Origin of the sequence: Halodesulfovibrio sp. (assembly GCF_025210605.1) — a bacterium.
Lineage (GTDB): Bacteria > Desulfobacterota > Desulfovibrionia > Desulfovibrionales > Desulfovibrionaceae > Halodesulfovibrio.
In genome coordinates this window covers 77,044-98,433 of record NZ_JAOARI010000024.1, presented here as the reverse complement: position 1 = coordinate 98,433, position 21,390 = coordinate 77,044, and the positions used below count along the sequence as shown (strand labels likewise).

Genomic DNA, 21,390 nt, shown 5'->3' with positions numbered 1-21,390 from the left:
AAATCAAATGTACACAACAGGCACTATACGCACCAGACACCCACGTAATACGCTGGCAAAAATTACGCCCCATATGCCTGCGCTAGGTGTCGCCTGTTGCCCAAATATAACCCACATTGATCGACTTGATATCCCAGTATTTGTTGCTGCCACACCGCTAAATTCAATTATCCAAAATGCGTGGGGGAAAGGCTGCACCACAGATGCCGCTCAAACAGCAGCACTCATGGAAGCTGTAGAACGCTCCGCTATAGGAAAGAAACACCCTTACGAGCGGATCGCAAGCTGTCAGGAACTTCAAAACGAAGGTAACAGTATACTTGCCGCAACAGAATTTCCTACAAGTCATCAGGGTGTGTATCACAGTAAAAAACGCCAATTACCGTGGATTCCCATGTATGATTTCTTACAACACACTACATCGTGGATTCCAGCATCCAGTGCGTATTACACACAACCTATGCTTGCAGCGTTTACTACAATCGGTTTGTCGAGCGGTAACTCTCCTGAAGAAGCCATGCTCCACGGTATTTTTGAAATTATCGAGCGCCACGCCATTTGCTCTATGTTTACAAATGGCAAACTTACCCTTGCAGAGTGCGGCGGTAGACGGATACCGCTTACTGAAGTTATGACCAGCACCGTTGCCGACACACTCAGCAAACTTTACGCGGCATCAATTGATATTACCCTGCTATCAATTCCATGCCCTGTAGAATCTATTTCTGTCTACTGGACAGTCTTATATGATGCGAAGACGCCCCACCCACATATTGCAGTTTCAATGGGGTATGGAGCACATACATCGCCAGAAGTTGCAATACTGCGTGCGATTACAGCAGCTGCACAAAGCCGCGTACGTTTTCTACATGGCAGTAACGAGAACATGGTGAAAGATGTCGCCTCTCCACCGTCGCAAAAGGCTATTGATGCATCGATGCGCTATTTCAAAACAATACCAGAAGGAACAGCTGTAGGCAGTATTCCACAACATCGCGTCATGAATATTACAGATGAACTTGCAGCAGTATTCAAAGATATTCGCAACGCGGGTTTTCCCTCTGTCCTTTCGATGGAAATACCACAAGAGCTGCCAGATATTTCGATTCGCAAAACACTTATCCCCGGAACTTCAGTAAATCCGTTTTAACTACGTGGAATAATGAAAAAGTCGAATATCCTAAGATATTCGACTTTTCTTTTATTCAAATCCAACTTCTTTTTCACATAAAGCCAGCGGTGTAATTTGTGACACACGCTTTTCATATGCAATCTTGGAGTTGTAAATGTGTCTACGTGCAAGGTCATTTAACACATCGAGATCTTTTTTTCTCAATGCGTCAATAAACTCAAGGTGCTCCTTGCCGGATTGGATAATATTTTCTCTTTTATCCCAAGCGGCAAACCGTGTGATATACAGTTTAATATGCAGATCGTTAATAATCTCAAGTAAAGGGATATTATCTGCGCGCTTGTAGATAATATTATGAAACTCTGTATTAAGCCTGCTTAACTCTTCAATACTTGCAGTATCAACGCTATCGAGAAACGTTTGTGCAATCGATTCCAGATCTGCAAAGTCTTTTTCACGCATATTATCTAACGCAAGGGTATACGCGAATCTTTCTAAATTAATGCGGATATCAAATACATCACTAATTTCTTTCATAGAAAGGCTTACGACTCGCGCGCCTTTGTAACGCTTGATTTCAAGAAGCCCTTTGCTTTCAAGAATCTTAAAAGCATCACGAATTACGTGACGTTTAACAGCAAATCTTTCTGCCATGTCTGTTTCGCCAAGACGTTCTCGCGGCAACAGTTGCCCTGCCAGAATAAGATCTTCCAAATGGTCAGCTACCTGTTGGCTAGGTGGACAGTCCTTCATACCAAAATCCTACCATTACTATCTTTAAAAATACCATCATCTAAATGGCGTCTGGATAATACTCAAGTTTCCGCAAAAGGGAAGAAGCTAGGTAAAATATCTACCATTCTATGTCCAGCATCAAATACCACATTCACAACAAACCATACAACAAAATTGTTGACAATCTTGTCAAGTCCTGACACTTATTTGGTAACAATCTGTTGTTTTTACTTTTTATTGCTAAAAGGAGTATGACTGTGCGTAAATTTTGTTCTCTCATTGCAATTGCAATTCTTTTAACCACAACGCTTCCTGCTTCAGCGCAAGACAGTAATCGGCTCATTATCGCCACTGCCACCACAGGCGGTACATACTATCCAGTAGGCGTAGGAATCGGAACACTGGTAAGTCTTAAGCTTGCAAAGAATGATGGAATAACAGCCACAGCCATTAACTCCGCAGGCTCTGGTGAAAACATCGAAATGCTGAATAATAAAGAAGCCCACCTAGCTATTTTGCAATCGCTGTTCGGCTTGCAAGCCTCACGCGGCAAGGGGTTCTATGAAGGAAAACCAGTAGATTCATTCCGTTCAATTACAATGCTGTGGCCGAACGTTGAACACTTTGCAGTAATGAACAAATACGCCAAAACCGGAACCATTGCTGATATTGGAGCACTGACTGACCGCTTTTCCATTGGTAAACGCGGCAGTGGGACAGAAGGTTCTGGTCGCGCCCTTTTGCAGGCACTCGACATTAATGCAAAAGACCTCAAACTTGAATTTCTTGGATACACTCCATCAACACAAGCTATGCTTGATAACCGCATAGCAGGTGCAAACATTCCAGCCGGAGTACCGGCAGCAGCTATTACCCAGCTTTTTGCTATGAGTAACGGGGACGCAACAGTTCTTGATTTTTCCGACGACCAGCTTGCTGTCATCCAGAAAGATTTTCCAATCTGGTACCGCTACATCATCCCAGCCAACACATACCCGGGGCAAAAAAAAGATATTCGCACCATCGCACAGCCTAACTTTCTTGCTGTGCGTGCAGATTTACCAGAAGACGTAGTCTACAAAATCACTAAGACTATCTATGAAAACCTCAATTTCCTCGGAACAATACACTCTGCTACCAAAAACATGAGCCTTGATTCCGCTCTCTCCGGTCTTCCTGTTGCTTTGCACCCCGGTGCTGCAAAGTACTACCGCGAAGTCGGCATTGAGATTCCTGAACGCCTTATCGCAAAATAGCATATCAAAATCCGCCGGAGCATTTCTCACTCCGGCGGATAACACTGAGGTGTCGTTTCTAAATTCAGCTATACCATAGTGATAGGAAACAACACCGCTCATCATAAAAAAGCAACTGGCTCGTAACTACTTCGCTAGCAACAGCTTTGCGGAAAAACATTGTTGAAACTTATTAGAGTGACTGTAAGGTTGGAATATGGGGTTCTTTAAAAAAAAATCAGTGGAAGCGACAGAAGATTCCGGTGAGGTAATGGTCAGCACACGTACATTAACTGGCATTCCTTCTACCGTATTTTACTGTATGTGTATTGCAGCAAGTGTATTTCATGTTCTCACCAATACCGTATGGCTTATGCCGGAGATTCAACGCAACGCACTGCATTATGCGTTTTTTGTGCCGCTTGCATTTATGATCTACCCTTTTAGTGCAAAAAGCTTAGATAAAAAGCCCTATGCTGATTGGCTATTGGCAGCACTCAGCGTTATCTGTGGCTTGTACTTAGTATTTTTTGAAGATGCGCTTCATGCCCGCAATGAACAGATGGTTCTGCTTGATATGATTTTTGCTGGCACAACGCTGTTGCTCATGCTGGAAATTGCACGCCGTGCCGCAGGAAAAATTATTCCTCTGCTCGCTATCTTCTTTTTAAGTTACGCCCTGTACTGGGGACAATTTCTTTCTGGCAACTGGAACTTCCCCGGTGTTACCATCACTAGAGTCCTATACCGTATGTACTTTGCCCCTGATGGCATTTTCGGAAGCATCGCCACCATTTCTGCCTCCTATGTTTTTCTATTCGTCCTGTTCGGGTCTTTTCTTGTTAAATCCGGTGCAGGAGATTTTATTATCAAACTTGCCGTTTCCGTTGTAGGTCGCAGTGTCGGAGGACCTGCAAAAATGGCGGTTTTCTCCAGTGGTCTTATGGGGTCAGTGTCCGGCAGTGCTGTTGCAAACACCGTAAGTACTGGCTCAATTACTATTCCGATGATGAAGCGAACAGGCTTTAGTCCCAAGTTTGCAGCAGCAGTTGAAGCCGCCGCCAGCACCGGCGGTCAAATAATGCCTCCCATTATGGGTGCAGGTGCTTTCGTTATGGCACAGTGGACACAAATTTCGTATCTGAAAATTGTCGCCATATCTTTCATTCCGGCAATCTTATATTTCGTCGGGGTAATTTTCTTCGTGCATTCACGCGCCCGCAGTGAAGGTCTACAACCAACAGCAGAAGAGGACATCCCGCGTTTTTTTGAAGTACTTAAAGAAGGCTGGCCGTTCTTTATTCCTATCGGCGTGCTTATCACACTCATGAGTGTCGGCTACACCCCTACGTATGCTGCATGCTGGGCTATTGCAGCCATTGTCGGTGCAAGCTGGCTAACCAAAAATCACCGTATGGGGCTTATGGATGTTGTTGATGCGTTTGCTCTGGGTGGAAAAAACATGGTGGCTACTGCCATTATTCTGCTCTGCTCCGGCGTAGTCATTGGCATTGTCCTTCTTGTCAGCCTCGGCGTTAAATTTTCAATGCTCATTTCGACTGTTGCGGGATCAAGCCTACTTGTAACTATCGGACTTATCGGGGTCGCATCGCTCATTCTTGGTATGGGCTTGCCTGTAACCGCGTCATACATCATTCTTGCGACACTCAGTGCGCCGTTTCTCGTTAACCTCATCAAACTTCGCTATGTCATGGCTGTAAAACCTAAGTTCATCCAGTCCATGGGATTAAGTCTCGACATGATCTCAGACCCGACCACGGCGGGGGCATTATTTGCTATCATAAACTCTCAGGTTCCGCCGGAACACGCCACTATATTCCTGCTTGCGGCGCACCTGCTGATCTTCTGGTATTCACAGTCAGCAAACGTAACACCACCTGTTTGTCTTGCAGCATACACCGCCGCGGGAATTGCCAAGTCTGACCCATTTCAGACTGGCATCCATGCTTTCAAACTGGCGAGTGGGCTTTTTATTATCCCGATTATGTTTGTATACGAACCATCCATTTTGTTCTTGGGTCCACTGTGGCAAACAGTGTTGACTATCGGCATTATCCTGTTAGCGCTATTCTGCACTGCGGTATCGCTAGAAGGAGTTTATATACGAAGGCTGCACCCGCTGCTCCGTCTTACTTTCGGCTGTAATGCTGTGCTACTGTATGCATTACCCGAACTTCAATGCTGGATTGGAGTAACTATCTTTGCTATTCTCACAGCCATTCTAAAATACACAAACGCATTCGATATAGACACGACGTTGGATGATATCATTCTGACTGAAACAGCGTAGCAGGAATCTCATGACGTACCCTATTTTCTACGACGTCGAACAACAATTCGAGACGTCCCAAATTGATGATGTTGCAAAGACCGTAGACGCGGTCTTTGCTTCTTTTGACAGCTCCGCAATAAAGCCGAATGCCTCTGTCGGTATTACCGTAGGCTCGCGTGGTATTGACCGCATAGTGCCACTGGTTCAAACTGTAGTACGCAATCTTACCGCACTTGGGCTTCGCCCCTTTATCATCCCCGCCATGGGATCACACGGCGGTTCTACTGCGGAAGGACAAACCGCTATTCTTGCTAAGTTAGGCATTACAGAAGAGTCGACTGGCTGCCCGATTGTCTCATCTATCGAAACAGTCAGCTTAGGGCATATAGAAGAAGGCGCAGAAGTCTTTGTCGCAAAGGACGCCATTGAAGCAGACTATATTTTTGTCATGAATCGCGTAAAACCTCACACACTCTTTCACGGAGAAGTTGAATCCGGTCTGTGCAAAATGCTTGCTATTGGACTAGGAAAACCACGCGGTGCTGATAATCTGCACAATTTCCCTTTAGAAAAAGTCATCAAGCCAGCCGCACTGCGAATACAAGAGCACATTACCATTCTGGCAGGGCTTGCTGTAGTAGAAAATGCCGTGGAAAAACTGCATAGCATCAAACTTTGCACACAGAACGACATAGCAAAAACAGACTCCTCACTGCTTGCTGTTTCCGCAGCAATCCTTCCACGTATTCCTTTGGATTCGCTCGATTTGCTTATCATCGATGAAATGGGGAAAAATATTAGCGGAACAGGAATGGACACCAACGTAATCGGAGCATGGCGGCGCATGGCAGGCGAACGAAAGCCTGATTACAAAACACTCGTGGTACTTAATCTTACTCCAGAATCACAAGGAAATGCCCACGGTATCGGCATGGCAGACCTTATTCCTCAACGACTCGCAGATAGTATTGACCCCGCCGCAACGTATGCAAATTCCCTTACCACCGGCGTATGGGCTAGCGGGCGGCTTCCTATCACTCTGCCGACAGATAAAGTTGTTATAGATGCTGCACTTGCAAAAGCTCCGTCAAATATCAGAGCCGTTCGCATCACAAACACATTATCTTTACAACATTTCTGGGCAACCGCCCCCGTATTTGATGATCTAAAAAAAGCTGGTGCAACCATTTTCCCAGACAACGCACGCCAACTCGGTTTTGACGATTCAGGCACGTTGCTAGCGTTTTGATAACTTTTGCCACTGTCGCGGACTAAATCTACCTGCTACACACAAAATCAAACTCAATTTTTCATACTGTGAACCCCATGTTGTACACTCTAACAACATGGGGTTCATTTTTTTATATAGCAACGCCAAGCTGTTAGAAAATAACCTTTCCCACCTAAAAGCAAATTCTTTGAATCCCTGATTCCGTGCGGTGTTTCAGCCCCAATAACCAGACGCATGTAATGCAACTATACTCAAAGCAAAAATACTCAAAGAAAGCCTTCTCCCTCTGCTATGGTTTCGAAAGACACACTTAGCAGCAGCACTGCACTACCATGTGTACTGAGCACAACAGCAGTACTGCCAAGGAGAGACTATGATACAAAAACTCATTTTATTTGCAGGTTGCATGATGCTGCTCACCTCTCTTGCAGGATGCGTCGCGACCTCAACAAATTACAGCTATGATTATAGCGACCCGCCTTACTTATATTCACCATACTGGTACGACACACACTATGGGAAACGCTCCAACTATCATCGACACCACCATCATCAGCATCACGGACAGCACCACAACCACTCTCATGGCGCCAGATCACATCCATCACATCACAGAAGATAGTGAACCAGAGATAGAGACACACTAAGCAACAGCACTGTCACAAAAATTGCGACTATTGTGTCCGCAGTGCTGCCAAGGAGACACCATGATAAAAAGGCTCATCTTACTGGCTAGTTGTGGAATAATGCTCGCAGTTATGACAGGGTGTACCACGACAATTTCAGGTGGCTACGGATATTCATACGGCTATGACTATGGATACGACTATTACGGGTATCCCGCCTATTACAACATCAACTACTCACCGACATACAATACGTACAAGCGCAGACACTATCACCATCGCCACAAAGACCGCCACTACCGCCGCCATAACAGAAGATACAATCGCCCTAGAAATTATCCAAGATACCGGGGCAAAAAAGATGCTACATACCACCGTAGGAGAAGCTCCTCTTACAATCGTAGAGGAAACGCCTCGTATAATCGCAGACGAAATGTTTCATCCACCCGCGGCAGTCGTAGAAATTACTCTCGCAGTAGAGGACGCACCAGCAGCAGACGCGGTGCAATCAGAAGACCACGCGGTGGCAGAGGCAGACGTCGCTAAATTGTCTTTGTATTGCCACAGCCTTTCGCAGCCTGTTTGTGTGTTCCCGCTATAGCTACTCAAACTCGTTTCACTAAAAAAAACTACACACGAATATGCTTTGCAAATAACGCCTTCTTTACCTTTACCGTAAAGAAGGCGTTATTCGTGTCTGCTGCCAACTTATACTTTCATAAGCAGTAAACTATTATAGTATATTGTACTTATTGATAATTTCACAAAACAGCAGGGAGGTACTATGCCCCTTCATAATCATACAGCTATCCGTGACGATCTTTTTACTGTCGAATCTATGGCAAAGCCCTTAAACGTACACCGTATCTCGCGTAAAGAACGCAACCCAGAAGCTGTGTACCAGATGATTCACGACGAACTGCTTCTAGACGGAAATTCACGTCAAAATATGGCGACATTCTGTTCGACATGGCTTGAACGCGAAGTTCAAGACCTTATGAATGAATGCATGGACAAAAACATGATCGACAAGGATGAGTACCCGCAGACAGCCGAAATTGAATCACGCTGTGTTTCCATGCTTTCGAATCTTTGGAACGCCAAAGAATGCATAGATTCCTCTAATGAAAATTGTAGCCCTGCTATCGGTTGTTCCACAACTGGTTCAAGTGAAGCCGCCATGCTTGGTGGAATGGCGCTAAAGTGGAACTGGAGAGCACGTCAAAAAGCAGCAGGCAAACCATGTGACAAGCCAAATCTTGTATGCGGTCCAGTTCAAGTTTGCTGGCATAAATTTGCCCGATACTGGGATATTGAATTACGGGAACTGCCTATGCGAAAAGGCAGCTATATGTCTTCTCCGGCAGATGTTATTGCGCATTGTGATGAAAATACCATTGGCGTTGTGCAAACAATGGGAACGACATTTACTGGACATTACGAACCTGTCGAAGACGTGCATGCAGCACTTGATAAACTACAGCAACAAACCGGACTCGACATCCCTATGCATATAGATGCAGCAAGCGGCGGTTTTGTAGCACCGTTCATGCATCCAGAAATTAAATGGGATTTCAGACTACCGCGGGTTAAATCGATAAATGCATCCGGTCATAAGTTCGGTCTTGCGCCGCTGGGGTGCGGATGGGTCATATGGGCAACCGAAAAAGACCTGCCCGAAGATCTTATTTTCCGTGTTAACTACCTTGGCGGACAGATGCCGACGTTTGCACTCAACTTTTCCCGCCCTGGTGGTGAAGTCATCGCGCAATATTACAATCTACTTAGACTCGGCTACGAAGGATACATTAAAGTACAAGAGTCGTGTTTTGCTGCTGCGGAATACTTTGAAGCTGGGCTTGAGCAATTCGGTTTGTTTGAACTTATCAGCAACAGCTCAAAGGGCTTACCGCTTATTTGCTGGAAATTTAAAGACGATGCAAAGCCGTCATTTAGTCTCTATCAACTTTCAGATGAATTACGGCAACGCGGATGGCTTGTTCCAACCTACACACTCCCACCAGACTGCGAAGAAACAGTGGTTCAACGAATTGTTGTTCGACACGGCACCAGTGTTGATATGCTCCACCTGCTCCTCAAAGATTTTACAGAGATTATTGAAGAGCTGACCGAAACGCCTCCATGCGGCGAAGATAAAAAACGAATGTCATTCAACCACTCTTAATAGACATATTCATAAAAACGAAAACGCCGAAGGATTTTTCCTCCGGCGTTTTTTATTCTCTATGATTGCGTAATGCAGGTATTAGACTTTTGCATCTTGAAGTTCTTCAGTTGTGAAGTCCCATTTTACGTTATGAGGTGGAAGAGCTTCTTCTGTAAACCAACGGGGAAGCTGATCGTCTTTATCGGTAAAGCCAGCACGACGGTTAAAGTCAAGCTCATCTTGCAGTGCACCAACACCAAGATTTACCACATCATCCACGCTGTATTCTTCTCCGAGCAAACCAGAAACGAGTTTAGCCATGCACGGAACACCGCGCTCGTCATCAAGAACAGCAAACGCAACGAAGAGACAAAGACCGAGTGAGTCAACAGCTGCGGTTGCAATCTGAAGGTTCTTGGAAACTTCGATGTTACCGTCTTTAGCATGACCATCAACATCACCGCCGCATTTAAGCACGTTCTGGCAAACACCGTAGCCAGCTGTATGGTCGGCGCCCATTGGAGTAGTCGCATATGTAACACCAACACCTTTTACCGCACGCGGGTCATATGCTGGCATGGACTGGTTTTTAACAGTAGGGATACGGTCAACACCGAACGCTGCTGCTGTAAAGCCTGCACCGTTGCCGAGGATACGACCTACAGGGTCACCTGTACCAACTTTCTGGAGGTATTCCAGAGCTGCCGGACCATCACCCCATGCAATAAGACCACCTTCCATTGCCATTGCAAGAGAGCTTGCCATTTCAATGGTATCCATACCAATTTCATCACAAGTACGGTCCATTGTTGCAATAAGATCAAGGTCGTCAATAAGCAGGTGTGCACCGAAGCCCCAGATGGTTTCGTATTCAAAACCTGTGGTAAGCATTTTGCCGTTTTTATCGTTGTACACCTGTGAGCACTGGATAATACAACCAGTATGACACCCATGAGACACTTTACCATCTCTTTTAGTGATAGTATCAGCAAGTGTTTCACCGGAAATTTTCTCTGCATTTTCAAAACGACCATCACGGAAGTTTTTAGTCGGCAATGCGCCTGCTTCGTTTACAATGTTAACGAGAATAGCAGTACCGAATGCAGGAAGCCCTTCGCTGGTTACAGGATGGCTACGAAGAATGTCTGTCCATTCTTTACGCGCTGCTTTAAACCCTTCTACATCACCCATAACCACTTTGCCTTTTACAGCTGGGTCGAGAATAACGGATTTAATTTTTTTAGAACCAAGAACAGCGCCCATACCACCACGACCAGCTGAACGAGTCGGAAGCCCTTCAGGGTCTGAGAATTGAATGGTTGCAGCCTGCATGCAGTGCTCACCAGCAGGACCACAAAGACAAGTAACAGCTTTTTCGCCGAACTTTTCTTGCAACTTTTCCTGTGCAGGGTAGTTTTTCATACCAACAAGGTCTGCTGCGGAAGAAAATGTTACTTCATCTTTAGAAATAAAAATATTTACGAACTCTGTGTCATCTTCCGGCTTATCTTCAAAGATAATTGCCTGAAGATCCATTTTACCCATTTGATTTGCAAACTGACCGCCAGAGTTACTTTCTTTGATGCCGCCAGTGAGTGGTGATTTTGCACCAACAGAAAGACGACCAGAGTTAGCAGCATTTGTGCACGCAAGCACACCGGAAGCAAAAACGAGCTTGTTTTCTGCGGAAAGCGCATGGCAATCTGCTGGAACTTCTTTGTTAATTACACGAGATGTAAACGCGCGCCCACCAAGCCCTACGTATTCACCAAGTTCTTCAAATGCGTACTCTTGAGTACGAGTGTTAATTCTGAGAATTCTCATTATGAAACTCCTTATATTGCTTCGGCTTCCACCGGAGGATTAATGCCATTAAGGAATTTATATATAAATTGAACCAACACAGCTCTCAATCGGGAAAAGGTAGAATACCTCTAAGGATTATCCTTATCCCTCTGATTTTCCAATATATTGTTTGAGCGTTTAAACAGTAGTTAATCCACAGCGAATTGCGTACTTTGTAAGCTCTGCAATATTAGAGTACTTTGTTTTTTGCATAATCTGCCTGCGATGCGTTTCAACAGTTTTAGCACTGATGCACAACTGCTCTGCAACCTCTTTAGTACTATTACCTTCGGCAATTAATTTAAGCACTTCACTCTCACGTACAGATAAAGCAACCTCTTCATCCTTTGGATTACGTAGCGTACCGATATAGTCCATCACTACAGAATCCCTAAGAGGCTCACTCAAACAGATTTCTCCAGCCATCGCAGCACGTACAGCATTCGCTAACTCATCGAAACAACAATCTTTCAGCAAGAATCCGTAGGCGTTTGTTTTAAGAATTTCCCGCACAAACTGCCTATCTTTATGCATAGAAAGCGCGATAATGCGCGTATCAGGAAAATCCTGAGTTATTTTTTGCGCGGCAACAATTCCGTTCATATCCGGCATACTTATATCTGAGATAACCACATCTGGACGCAGTGTATCTACAAGCTCTAAAAGCTCTACCCCGCTTGCCGCTTTACCCACAATTTCAATGTCGCTTTCATCTTTTACCAACGAACAAAGCCCTTCTAAAAAGACTTTATGGTCGTCAGCAATGACAACGCGAATTGTTTTATCCATCATACGTTCCCGTAGCAGCGCCTGTTTGAAATTCTGAAACCGGCGCTATTTGTTTGAAAGGAAAATCAATGCGCACACTACCGCCAACCCCGTTTGACGTATATTGCACATCCCCACCAAGGTGATACACAGACTCTTGGATAGTCAACAACCCAAACCCTTTTTGCAGCCCTTTCTGCACTGTTCCTTCAGGGAAGCCTTTACCGTTGTCATTAACCGTTATGCTTACGCCTTCCGAATCGCTTGTAAACGTAATAACACAGGATGTTGCGTTTGCATGTTTCACCACATTTGCCATGAGTTCCCGAACGATACGGAACATCATAATTTTAAAATCGCTTCCCCAAATGCAACATTGCATCTTATCTTCCACAGAAAATGCAATGTCATGCTCCTTGGCGTATTTTTCACCAAGCCACTCAACAGCAGAAACAAGCCCCAGCGCGTACAATGTTGGTGGGCTCAGTTCCCATACAAGGGTTCGAGTCAATTCAATGCCACTACCAAGCTGCTCCATCACAGCATCATGCAACTTCCGCTCATCGCCATCTTTTAAATATCTTCCCAAAAGATTGAGGCGCATTTTCACGATTGCCAGAATCTGCCCCAAACTGTCATGCAACTCCACGGCAATTCTACGACGCTGCTGCTCTTCGGATAATGCCAGCCGAGTCGAAAGCACCCGCACTGCTTCACGATTACATTTTTCTTCTGTAATATCCCGTGCGATCCACACAACAAGACGTGCACCGCACCCACTTTGCGGCAATGCTAAAGCCCGCCCTTCCAGCCAACGCTCTTTGCCGTTGTTTTCAATGCTGTACTCTATACTTTGCTGTCGGTTTCTCTTTAAACTATCCAGCAACGCACCTCTAATTCTTCCTGAGAAGTTCTTGGCAAAAAGCTCTTCTAATCGTTGTCCGGAAGGATCTGTTGCATGACAAAATTCTAACAAATCTTCTCTGGAAGTTATTACGTTCTGGCATACAAAAAGCGTATCAAACACATAATATATATTATTTGAAGCATTAAAAACTGATTGCATTAACGCCTTGTTGCGTCGCAGTGTATGCACCGTTAATTTTGTTTCTGCAAGCTCACACAGAACACGATTGCATTGTTCAAGAGCATCGCTTCGCAGCTTTCTATGCAACGCAAAAACAACTCCTAAAAGACCTGCCGGAAACATACACAACATTGCAAGTGCCCAGCCACTAGCGACCACAGCATCAAGCAAGTAGAGAGTTCCACCCAACACAAGGCAGAACAGCGCACCAGCTATACAAATATTTTCAATAACAACACTGTCTTTAGCGTTAAAACGCATATATACGCTCCCTATAGCAAATACGCAGCGCTGCCATATATTGCACGGCAAAGCTGAACATACTGCCATTAATTCATACCGCGAAAGCCTGACAAAAAAAAGAGCAGATACTCACCTGCTCTTTTTATTATTCAATTGTGCTATGCAACAGTGCTACGCCTGTCGCTTCTGCGTACATAACCTACTCCCGTTACGGCAAGATAGCGGGCATGGTGAACACATAATCACTTTTTTTCAACGGAGCATGACATTCAACACACTCTTCCACAGTTGCGTCAAAATCTTCAGGTAATGTACGCTTCAATCTATTCCACACGGAAAATCCCCAGCCCAGCGTATCGGCATATTGCTCTCTCTGTTTATACATCATAGCGATTGCAATAAGCTCTGCCGGAACCAACGCCTCCGGCCATGTGGGTAGCCTGCGTTGCCGCCAAAGCACTTTTACTAAAATTGTCCCCTCAGGCCATGGTGGAAAATATTTATTCCGCGCTGCAAGCATTGCCACGTCATTACCCATTATCACTCGTAAAGACTCCTTGTCTTCACGGTAGGAAACGCTTAACACATTCCAATCACGGTAACTATCTGGAAACGGCATTTTATTAGGAGCTTCCTTCGGTTCATGCCAAACCTGCCGTGCGCTGTCCCACTCTTTGAATGCTTTTTCCCACTCTTCCTGCGTTGAAGTTCCTTCCTTTTCGTCATACACAGCCAACGCAGGACAAGCCAAAAGAGCTGCTCCACACACAAGCAATAATACTATTCGGATATTCCGTATGGATTTCCCCACGGGCTACTCCTTGGTTACAACCTGTCATTACAGTTATGTACCTAGAGTATCTTACCCTAACCCACTGTCATTCAAGTATTTAGGAAAGTATAGACGCTATTCTTTTGATTTATTTATCAAAAGACCGCGCACGCAACGGTGTGCTTACTAACTGAATATGCTTGTACAATTATTTGGAACAATTATGCTTTTTCATAAGCTCATATAAGTGTCCGCGAGAAACTCCAGCAAGTCTGTGTGCCTGCTTAATGTCACCGTTAGTATAGCTGAGCAAACCCTCGATATACTCTTTCTCTTTAGCCAACCTGTACTCTTTTAATGGTTGGGGGACAAAATCAGAACCAGCTTGATTAAAGTCCGCAGGTATCGCCGCAACATGTTTGTTTCCTTGCGTTACGGATACTTGTTCTACATCCGGCACGCTAACGCTTTTGCCAAGCTGTTTATCGGTTTCCGCACGGGCAACACGTACTCGTAACTCCATTGGTAAATGTGTACTGTACAGTACCTCCTCTTGCCCTGCGGCTGTGCAAGCCCTGTCCATACTATGGATAAATTCACGAACATTCCCCGGCCAGTTGTATGTCATGATTGTTTCCATAAAATCGTCTGACACAACCTTATTTCCAAATCCCTGTCCATTCCCGCGTGCAGAAAACCACCACTCGACCAGTTCTGGTAAATCTTCTTTTCTCTCCCGCAATGGTGGTAATGTAATCGACAGCCCCCGCAGGCGGTAAAGCAAATCCTCACGAAACAACCCCAAGCGAACCATTTCCCACAAATCTTTATTCGTTGCGGCAACTAACCTAAAATCACTTGTTATCTCTTTGGTAGAACCTACCGGACGAAACCGCTTTGTTTCGAGCACCCGCAAAAAAGCACTCTGCTGCTGCATGGGCAATTCACCTATTTCATCAAGAAACAGAGTACCGCCATCCGCAGCCTGTAATACGCCTTCCCGATCTGCCGTAGCGCCGGTGAAAGCGCCTTTTTTATGCCCGAACAGATGGCTCTCCAACAAATTTTCTGTAAATGAAGCACAATCCAGCGCAACAAAAGGCTTATCTGACCGACAGCTATTATCATGAATAGCGCGGCTGAAAAGTTCTTTTCCTGTGCCTGTCTTTCCCTGAACCAACGTATTTACAGAAGTGGATGCAGCCTGTGCCACAAGATCAAGAGCTTGCATTAACGCCGGACTATTCCCCACAATAGCATCACGCTTTAGCGATGACTTCATCTGTTGGCGCTTTTGTTCTCGAAAAGCAACAACACGGGTAAGTGACCGGACAATGTGCTCAACAGTGAAGGGCTTGCGTAGATACTCCCATACACCATGCCGTACAGCCACCTCTGCATCATCCGGCGTGGCATGCCCTGTCATGATAATCAATTCCGGACTGGAAGAAACAAGACGGATATCATTAATGGACTCCAGCCCATTGCCATCTGGTAAAAGAACATCAAGGTAAATAACATCAAAACAGGTCTGCTTTGCTGCTGCCAATCCCTGTGTAAGATTTTCTTTTACGACAACCTCATGCCCTAACGAGCTTATGACTTCAGACAGCATCGTGCGAATCAACAATTCATCATCAACAACAAGAATTTTAGCCACGCTCACTCTCCTGTATTGCATCCGCAATAGCATCACGGGTTTCAGCCATAATCACCGTAAAATTGGCAACAGCAATCGTAATAGCGTCACTCTGCTTCTTCTCCACAGAGTACGCTTGCGATACAGGCTCTATAGAGTCAGTAGAGCCACCGTGTGCTTCTACTATCATGCGGCAATCTGTTTCGATCTGTTCAGCAACCTCTTGTAACGCCTTGGCGCACAGTAATCCGGCAGAGTTCTTTACAGCATGAGCAGCCACCATAACAGCTTTCCAATCGTGGGAACTTACTGCCTGTGTTAGGCTCTCTTCTTTATCTACTGACTCCTGTAAAAAGCTCGTGCAAAGTATGGTGAACAACCTTGCATTACCCGCCATCGCCTCCATGGCTTTTTCTTTATCCAGAAGAACCAAAGCTTCCTCCCGATGTTCAAATTCCCCACTCGCCGCCCTGTCCTGCGCCTCATGCACTTTCCGTGACACTGCAACATCGCTTCCACCAAGGGGTAATGATGCTCGAAACACTTCATCCAGCACATTCAATAAGCTTTGTGCCTGCAACGGCTTGCTTACATAATAATTCATACCTGCCCGTAAAAAACGCTCCCTGTCTCCTTCCACGGTAAATGCTGTTACCGCCACAATGGGAACATCCGCCGCAACGGCAAGATCACTTCTAGTTCGTATTTGCACCGTTGCTTCAATGCCATTCATTACAGGCATTTGCACATCCATAAAGATTATGTCCACGCATCTGCTTTGCAAAAGAGATAGAGCCTTTTCACCATCTTCTGCAAGCAATACAGTATGCCCGTGTGCTTCCAGAATTTTTTGAATATACACTCTATTCAAAGGATTATCGTCTACAGCAAGGATGGTAAATCCAGCAGGCAAGGTCGATTCGCCAAAAACACTCACACAGGTGATGCCATTGTCTGCAATGCGCTCTTTTTCATCCGGCAAAGCAAGTGGGATTTCAAAAGTAAAGTTCGAACCGGCTCCAAGTTTACTTTTCACCCATATGCGCCCGTTCATCATTGATGTAAGCTGGCGGGTAATCGAAAGCCCCAGTCCAGTTCCCATTCGCCCGTCTTCAAGTGCGGCTTCCCCCTGAGAAAAGCTATCGAAAATACTATCAAGATGGGATTGCTTAATTCCAATACCCGTATCGCGTACCGAAAAGCGGAGCATGCAAACTCCGTCTTGGATTCCTTTGCTCCGAATCTCCAAAACAACGGAACCACTCTTTGTAAATTTCACACTGTTGCCCAGCAAATTTCCAAGCATCTGGCGTATGCGAAACTCATCACCAATCAGTTGATCTGGAACGTCATCCCCTATAATGCTTTCCAATGTCAGATCCTTACGGGAACATGCAAAGCGCACCATATCCAGACTCTGCTGCACAAGCCTGCTCAACACAAAAGGACGTTCCTTCAACTCCATCCTTCCCGATTCAATACGCGAAAAGTCAGTTATATCATTCACAATTTCAAGCAGGTTGCTGGCAGACAGCTGCAACAGCGATGCATATTCTTCCTGTTCGTGCGGCTCCGGCTTAATGCGCAAAAGTTCCGACATGCCAATAATACCGGTAAGTGGCGTCCGCATGTCGTGACTCATATTTGCAAGAAACATTGACTTAATTCGACTAGCCGTCTCAGCTTCATCGCGTTTTCGAATAATCTGCACTGCGCTATATCCAAACCCTACAAACCCCGTAATCCCGACCACAAGAAATACCAGCCCCATACGGTCTAGATTGGCATCTGCCAGAGCCCATAATGGATTCGCAGCAATTGACACACTTATGCCACCTCGAATCGTATTTTCAGGAAGCTGTTCCGCTTCGCCATGGCATTGCATACATGAAGATGTAGCATACAGGGGAGCCATATACCGATACGTGGCATGCTCAGAACCACGATCAAGAAGTTCAAACTGTTCAGCAGCTCCCTTTTCGAAACTACGAAGTGCTGCCGTTTCCCACGCGTCAGCAGCGTTTGCTGCACGCTTGGGGGTAAGGCTGGTGATATGAAACGACACTCCAGAACTAATGGATAAAATCTCTGAAAGCTGGCGGGTCATGTAAGCAGGATTAATCTTTGTAAACATCTTGCCGTCTACAGTAAGAATATCTCTGTCTTCCCCCTGCAAATAGGGATTAGGCTTCACTGTATCAGTTACTTCCACATACACACCGCCATGCATGGCATTCCACTCTCGTGCAGTGACAACCTGACTAAAAAAAGCCTTTGCCTGCCGCAAAGCGATCTGTTCGATATGCTGCTGCTCGCCCATTACAAACCAGCTGAACAACGCAATTATCAGCCCTGTCCAGAGCAGCAACACCACACCGGGAAAGAATAAAATTTTCGTTTTCACCGCACCACCTGCTTCAGAAAAATATGACAGCCGATTCAGAATTTTCTGAATTATTGTCAGATATTTCTGACAAATTCAACACGTTCAACATGTTTCATTTATTGATAAAATCATAACAATACGAATTATCAAACAATTTTATATTCCACGTTTCTTTCACTTTGATGGCACATTTTTTGGAATTACCTGCTCAACAACATGACTCAGAAACCTGAGGGTAGCGTGCGTTGCACGCTCAAATTCTCTTCGGAGAACCCCTCTCTACTAACTGTTAAGGGGGTGATTTGATGCCTGAGAAGGCAGATGTGAGAAAAAAATCAAAACGCTCTATCTGGCTCAGTGGAGCCATTATGGGCGTTGCACTGACAGTCGTCAGTGTACTTGCATCTGGCTACATGGTTGAAGCAACCAATACAGATACATTCTGTGTGAGCTGCCACGTTATGAAGCCGTTCCAAACATCGTGGAAGGAGTCAAAACACGGCGGAATGAATTCCAAAGGCTTTCAGGCGCAATGCGTCGATTGTCATCTACCGCACGGTTCCTTTGTGGAATATCTCACAGCAAAAGCAGTCACTGGCGTATCTGACGTAGTCAACAACATGCTTATTGATCCGTACACATATGATTGGGCAGCTGCTGCCGATCGTAACCGTACAAAATTCACGTATGACAATGCGTGCCGTAAGTGCCACGTAAACCTGTTGCCAAAAGAAATCTCTAAAGGCGGGCTTATTGCCCACAGGGACTACCTACGAGGCGATACTGGCAAAAAGTGTGCAAGCTGCCACGAGCATGTCGGACATAAGAACATGCGAATTCACACTAAAGAGTACTTTGCAACGAAAAAGTAGCTACGCATTGGATTGATTTTTCTATTTTTGAAGGAGGAACGTGTGAGGAAATTTCTGCATAAAATTACGCTGTTAAGCATCTTTATAGCTGGTGGAGTTCTTATGACTGCACTTGCTGCAAATGCAGGCGTAGTTGGCGAAAAAAAACTTGTAATCAAACGCGGCTACAGTAAAGAAGCAGCGTCTTGTATTGAGTGTCACTCAGTTAAGACACCGGGCATTATTGCTAGCTGGAAAAATGGTCGCATGGGCAACGCTGGCATATCCTGTTACGACTGTCATGCTGTTGAAAAAGACTCCCCTATGGCGAGCCAGTGTGAAGGCCTGAAAGGTACAGATATCTACATCTCCCCTATGGTTTCCGCTAAAACCTGTGCACGCTGTCACCCGTACGAAGCAGAAGAATTTTCAAAATCTGCTCATGCTAACCTTGCAGGTAAGCCGTTAATCGAGTCCGAAAAATTCAAAAAACTTATCGCAACAGAAGGCGCTGACTTCCTTGGCGAAAAAGAAGGCTCCATGGTCAATCGTGCCTCAGGTGCTGGCGGTTGTCAGGCTTGTCACGGCACAGAAGTCGAGCTTGGCCCAGATAACAAGCCGGTTAAAATGACTTGGCCGGGCGGTGTCGGAACACGTTACCCAGATGGCGGCATCGGCAACTGCACAGTATGTCATACACGTCACCAGTTCTCCGTTGCAGAAGCGCGCAAACCTGAAGCGTGTGCCTCATGTCACCTTGGTCCAGATCATCCGCATATTGAAATCTACGAAGAATCCAAACACGGTCAGATTTTCAACGCCCACGGTGATGAATGGAACTGGGAAGCAGCTTCCGGCGCATGGCAGCCGGGTGACTACACTGCACCTACCTGTGCGGTCTGCCATATGAGCGGCATCGGCACACTTGAGTCTACGCACAACGTAACATCCCGTCTCAAATGGAACCTTGTACACAAACGTTCCGAAATCCGTACTGGTGAACGCGGAGATGGCGTTGAAGGCGACAAGAAGATGCGTCAGGTTTGTAAAAGCTGTCACGGTGAATCCCACATCGACGCACAGCGTCAGCTGCTGGATAACAGTGTTGCTCTGTACAACAAGTACTGGGACGGCGCTGTAAAAATGAAGAAAGAACTCGCTGCCAAGGGTCTGCTCAAAGAAGATAAATGGAAAGATCCATATCAGGAACTTATGTACTACCTGTGGCACCATTGTGGTCGTCGTGCTCGCCACGGTTCAGCTATGAATGGTCCTGACTATTCACACTGGCATGGCTTCTTCCAAGTTTTCCAGGTCTACAAAGATATGGAAGACATCTACAACTGGCGTATCAAAAACAATAAAATTGAAGAACTCAGTCCTGTAATGAGTACTGGTCCTCTTTAATTGAATCCAATCACAGGGGACACCTTCGGGTGTCCCCTACTGTGCAGGCAGCACACTCGACATTGCCAACCCCAAATATACCGCACAGGAACAACAATATAACTATTTACAAATGTCGCAACCACGCCACACAAGAAAGCTTACATCAACCCTAGGCGCGGTTACCACATTCTCAACTTAGCTAATGATTCTCAAATAATAATGCCACCAGCACGCTTGTCATCAGCAACAATCGTAACGCCAAACTTTACCCGCACATGCAACAGCACTGTTTACCTTCACAAGTGAAATCTATTAGCTAAGAATCATAAAAAGCAGGCTCCCACCCACAAGGGAGCCTGCTTTTTGGGGTATAAATGCTATCTACTTTCAATCAGCAGTGTTCATAGTTCTGCCTGAATATTGTGAAAATATACTATCATTTTGGATAGTAAGAATCATCAAAATCACATATCCCTCTTTTCTTGCTTGCTGGATTAGGGTAAAAGTACACATAGCAAGATCACCATTAACTCGTATTTTCTGGAGGAACACACGATGAAGCTAGGTTACGTTACTCTATATGTTGATGACATTCCGGCAGCAATTGCGTTCTACCAAAACGTACTCGGTCTGAAGCTCCGCTTCACGCATGAAAGTGGTACGTACGCAGAAATGGAAACCGGAGAGACAGTACTTGCCTTTGCTCAGCATGAACTTGCCACTCAACTTGTTCCACAGGGATATCAAAGAGCACATCCAGACAACACAGCACTCGGAATGCAGATAGGCTTTGAGGTGGATAATGTAACTGAAACGTATAAAAAAGCGTTAGCAAACGGCGCTAGCACTGTAACAAAGCCAGAAGTCAAACCATGGAATTTTGAATCTGCTATGGTCAAAGACCCTACAGGACATCTGGTTGAATTTGCTAAAGAGCTGCATCCGGTTAACCCTTCATAGCCTCCTTTTACATATAATAATAAAAGCCCGT

Annotated in this window: 17 protein-coding genes; 10 read left to right on the top strand and 7 right to left on the bottom strand. The window is 45.4% G+C overall.

Features of this window, described 5'->3' with window-relative positions; genetic code table 11:
• Positions 1-7 precede the first annotated feature (7 nt).
• Positions 8-1,150 carry a YcaO-like family protein gene (locus tag N4A56_RS09555; RefSeq protein ID WP_295546816.1) on the top strand — a complete coding sequence of 381 codons (1,143 nt, stop codon included), beginning with the start codon at positions 8-10 and terminating at the stop codon, positions 1,148-1,150.
• A 51-nt stretch (positions 1,151-1,201) separates the two neighbouring features.
• Here N4A56_RS09555 and N4A56_RS09550 read toward each other — a convergent pair whose 3' ends face one another.
• Positions 1,202-1,885: a GntR family transcriptional regulator gene (locus N4A56_RS09550; protein ID WP_293669342.1), complete on the bottom strand. Its 684-nt coding sequence runs from the start codon at positions 1,883-1,885 to the stop codon at positions 1,202-1,204.
• A gap of 239 nt (positions 1,886-2,124) precedes the next feature.
• On the opposite strand from N4A56_RS09550, the gene N4A56_RS09545 reads away from it, so the two are divergent.
• From N4A56_RS09545 to N4A56_RS09520, 6 genes are all read left to right on the top strand, one after another.
• Positions 2,125-3,123, top strand: coding sequence for a TAXI family TRAP transporter solute-binding subunit (locus tag N4A56_RS09545; RefSeq protein ID WP_295546815.1), 999 nt, complete (start codon positions 2,125-2,127; stop codon positions 3,121-3,123).
• A 196-nt stretch (positions 3,124-3,319) separates the two neighbouring features.
• Positions 3,320-5,413: a TRAP transporter fused permease subunit gene (locus N4A56_RS09540; protein ID WP_295546813.1), complete on the top strand. Its 2,094-nt coding sequence runs from the start codon at positions 3,320-3,322 to the stop codon at positions 5,411-5,413.
• A 10-nt stretch (positions 5,414-5,423) separates the two neighbouring features.
• Positions 5,424-6,644 carry a lactate racemase domain-containing protein gene (locus tag N4A56_RS09535; RefSeq protein ID WP_295546811.1) on the top strand — a complete coding sequence of 407 codons (1,221 nt, stop codon included), beginning with the start codon at positions 5,424-5,426 and terminating at the stop codon, positions 6,642-6,644.
• Positions 6,645-7,141: 497 nt separating this feature from the next.
• On the top strand, positions 7,142-7,273 hold the full coding sequence (locus N4A56_RS09530) for a hypothetical protein (protein WP_295546809.1): 132 nt from the start codon (positions 7,142-7,144) through the stop codon (positions 7,271-7,273).
• 139 nt (positions 7,274-7,412) lie between these two features.
• A complete protein-coding gene (locus N4A56_RS09525; protein WP_295546806.1) occupies positions 7,413-7,853 on the top strand; it encodes a hypothetical protein in 441 nt (146 codons plus the stop codon).
• A gap of 183 nt (positions 7,854-8,036) precedes the next feature.
• A complete protein-coding gene (locus tag N4A56_RS09520) occupies positions 8,037-9,437 on the top strand; it encodes a glutamate decarboxylase (RefSeq protein WP_295546803.1) in 1,401 nt (466 codons plus the stop codon).
• An 81-nt stretch (positions 9,438-9,518) separates the two neighbouring features.
• Here N4A56_RS09520 and N4A56_RS09515 read toward each other — a convergent pair whose 3' ends face one another.
• The 6 genes from N4A56_RS09515 to N4A56_RS09490 all read right to left on the bottom strand — a co-directional run bounded on the left by N4A56_RS09515 (position 9,519) and on the right by N4A56_RS09490 (position 18,177).
• On the bottom strand, positions 9,519-11,243 hold the full coding sequence (locus tag N4A56_RS09515; RefSeq protein WP_295546801.1) for an aldehyde ferredoxin oxidoreductase C-terminal domain-containing protein: 1,725 nt from the start codon (positions 11,241-11,243) through the stop codon (positions 9,519-9,521).
• Between the two features lie 159 nt (positions 11,244-11,402).
• Positions 11,403-12,056 (bottom strand): response regulator transcription factor, encoded by a 654-nt coding sequence (locus tag N4A56_RS09510; protein WP_293669327.1) that lies wholly within the window; start codon positions 12,054-12,056, stop codon positions 11,403-11,405.
• The gene (locus N4A56_RS09505) at positions 12,046-13,380 is read right to left on the bottom strand and encodes an ATP-binding protein (protein WP_295546798.1); all 1,335 of its coding nucleotides are present in this window, start codon (positions 13,378-13,380) and stop codon (positions 12,046-12,048) included. The genes N4A56_RS09510 and N4A56_RS09505 overlap by 11 nt, the downstream gene beginning before the upstream one ends.
• 190 nt (positions 13,381-13,570) lie before the next feature.
• Complete coding sequence (locus N4A56_RS09500) at positions 13,571-14,173, bottom strand: cytochrome P460 family protein (RefSeq protein WP_295546796.1); 603 nt, start codon at positions 14,171-14,173, stop codon at positions 13,571-13,573.
• Between the two features lie 169 nt (positions 14,174-14,342).
• Positions 14,343-15,794, bottom strand: coding sequence for a sigma-54 dependent transcriptional regulator (locus N4A56_RS09495; RefSeq protein WP_295546793.1), 1,452 nt, complete (start codon positions 15,792-15,794; stop codon positions 14,343-14,345).
• A complete protein-coding gene (locus tag N4A56_RS09490; protein WP_295546790.1) occupies positions 15,787-18,177 on the bottom strand; it encodes a response regulator in 2,391 nt (796 codons plus the stop codon). The genes N4A56_RS09495 and N4A56_RS09490 overlap by 8 nt, the downstream gene beginning before the upstream one ends.
• 287 nt (positions 18,178-18,464) lie before the next feature.
• On the opposite strand from N4A56_RS09490, the gene N4A56_RS09485 reads away from it, so the two are divergent.
• The 3 genes from N4A56_RS09485 (at position 18,465) to N4A56_RS09475 (ending at position 21,359) form a co-directional block, all read left to right on the top strand.
• Positions 18,465-19,031 (top strand): NapC/NirT family cytochrome c, encoded by a 567-nt coding sequence (locus N4A56_RS09485; protein WP_293669318.1) that lies wholly within the window; start codon positions 18,465-18,467, stop codon positions 19,029-19,031.
• 42 nt (positions 19,032-19,073) lie between these two features.
• Positions 19,074-20,417, top strand: a complete 1,344-nt coding sequence (locus N4A56_RS09480) for a multiheme c-type cytochrome (RefSeq protein WP_293669317.1) — start codon at positions 19,074-19,076, stop codon at positions 20,415-20,417.
• Positions 20,418-20,954: 537 nt separating this feature from the next.
• Positions 20,955-21,359, top strand: coding sequence for a VOC family protein (locus N4A56_RS09475; RefSeq protein ID WP_293669316.1), 405 nt, complete (start codon positions 20,955-20,957; stop codon positions 21,357-21,359).
• The last annotated feature ends 31 nt before the right edge of the window (positions 21,360-21,390 follow it).

Excerpts from the sequence above, each read along its gene's own strand:
- N4A56_RS09555 (WP_295546816.1), top strand. The coding sequence starts at position 8 with ATGTACACAACAGGCACTATACGCACCAGACACCCACGTAATACGCTG.
- N4A56_RS09550 (WP_293669342.1), bottom strand. The coding sequence starts at position 1,885 with ATGAAGGACTGTCCACCTAGCCAACAGGTAGCTGACCATTTGGAAGAT.
- N4A56_RS09520 (WP_295546803.1), top strand. The coding sequence starts at position 8,037 with ATGCCCCTTCATAATCATACAGCTATCCGTGACGATCTTTTTACTGTC.
- N4A56_RS09505 (WP_295546798.1), bottom strand. The coding sequence starts at position 13,380 with ATGCGTTTTAACGCTAAAGACAGTGTTGTTATTGAAAATATTTGTATA.
- N4A56_RS09515 (WP_295546801.1), bottom strand. The coding sequence starts at position 11,243 with ATGAGAATTCTCAGAATTAACACTCGTACTCAAGAGTACGCATTTGAA.
- N4A56_RS09510 (WP_293669327.1), bottom strand. The coding sequence starts at position 12,056 with ATGATGGATAAAACAATTCGCGTTGTCATTGCTGACGACCATAAAGTC.
- N4A56_RS09530 (WP_295546809.1), top strand. The coding sequence starts at position 7,142 with ATGGGAAACGCTCCAACTATCATCGACACCACCATCATCAGCATCACG.
- N4A56_RS09485 (WP_293669318.1), top strand. The coding sequence starts at position 18,465 with ATGCCTGAGAAGGCAGATGTGAGAAAAAAATCAAAACGCTCTATCTGG.
- N4A56_RS09475 (WP_293669316.1), top strand. The coding sequence starts at position 20,955 with ATGAAGCTAGGTTACGTTACTCTATATGTTGATGACATTCCGGCAGCA.
- N4A56_RS09540 (WP_295546813.1), top strand. The coding sequence starts at position 3,320 with ATGGGGTTCTTTAAAAAAAAATCAGTGGAAGCGACAGAAGATTCCGGT.
- N4A56_RS09535 (WP_295546811.1), top strand. The coding sequence starts at position 5,424 with ATGACGTACCCTATTTTCTACGACGTCGAACAACAATTCGAGACGTCC.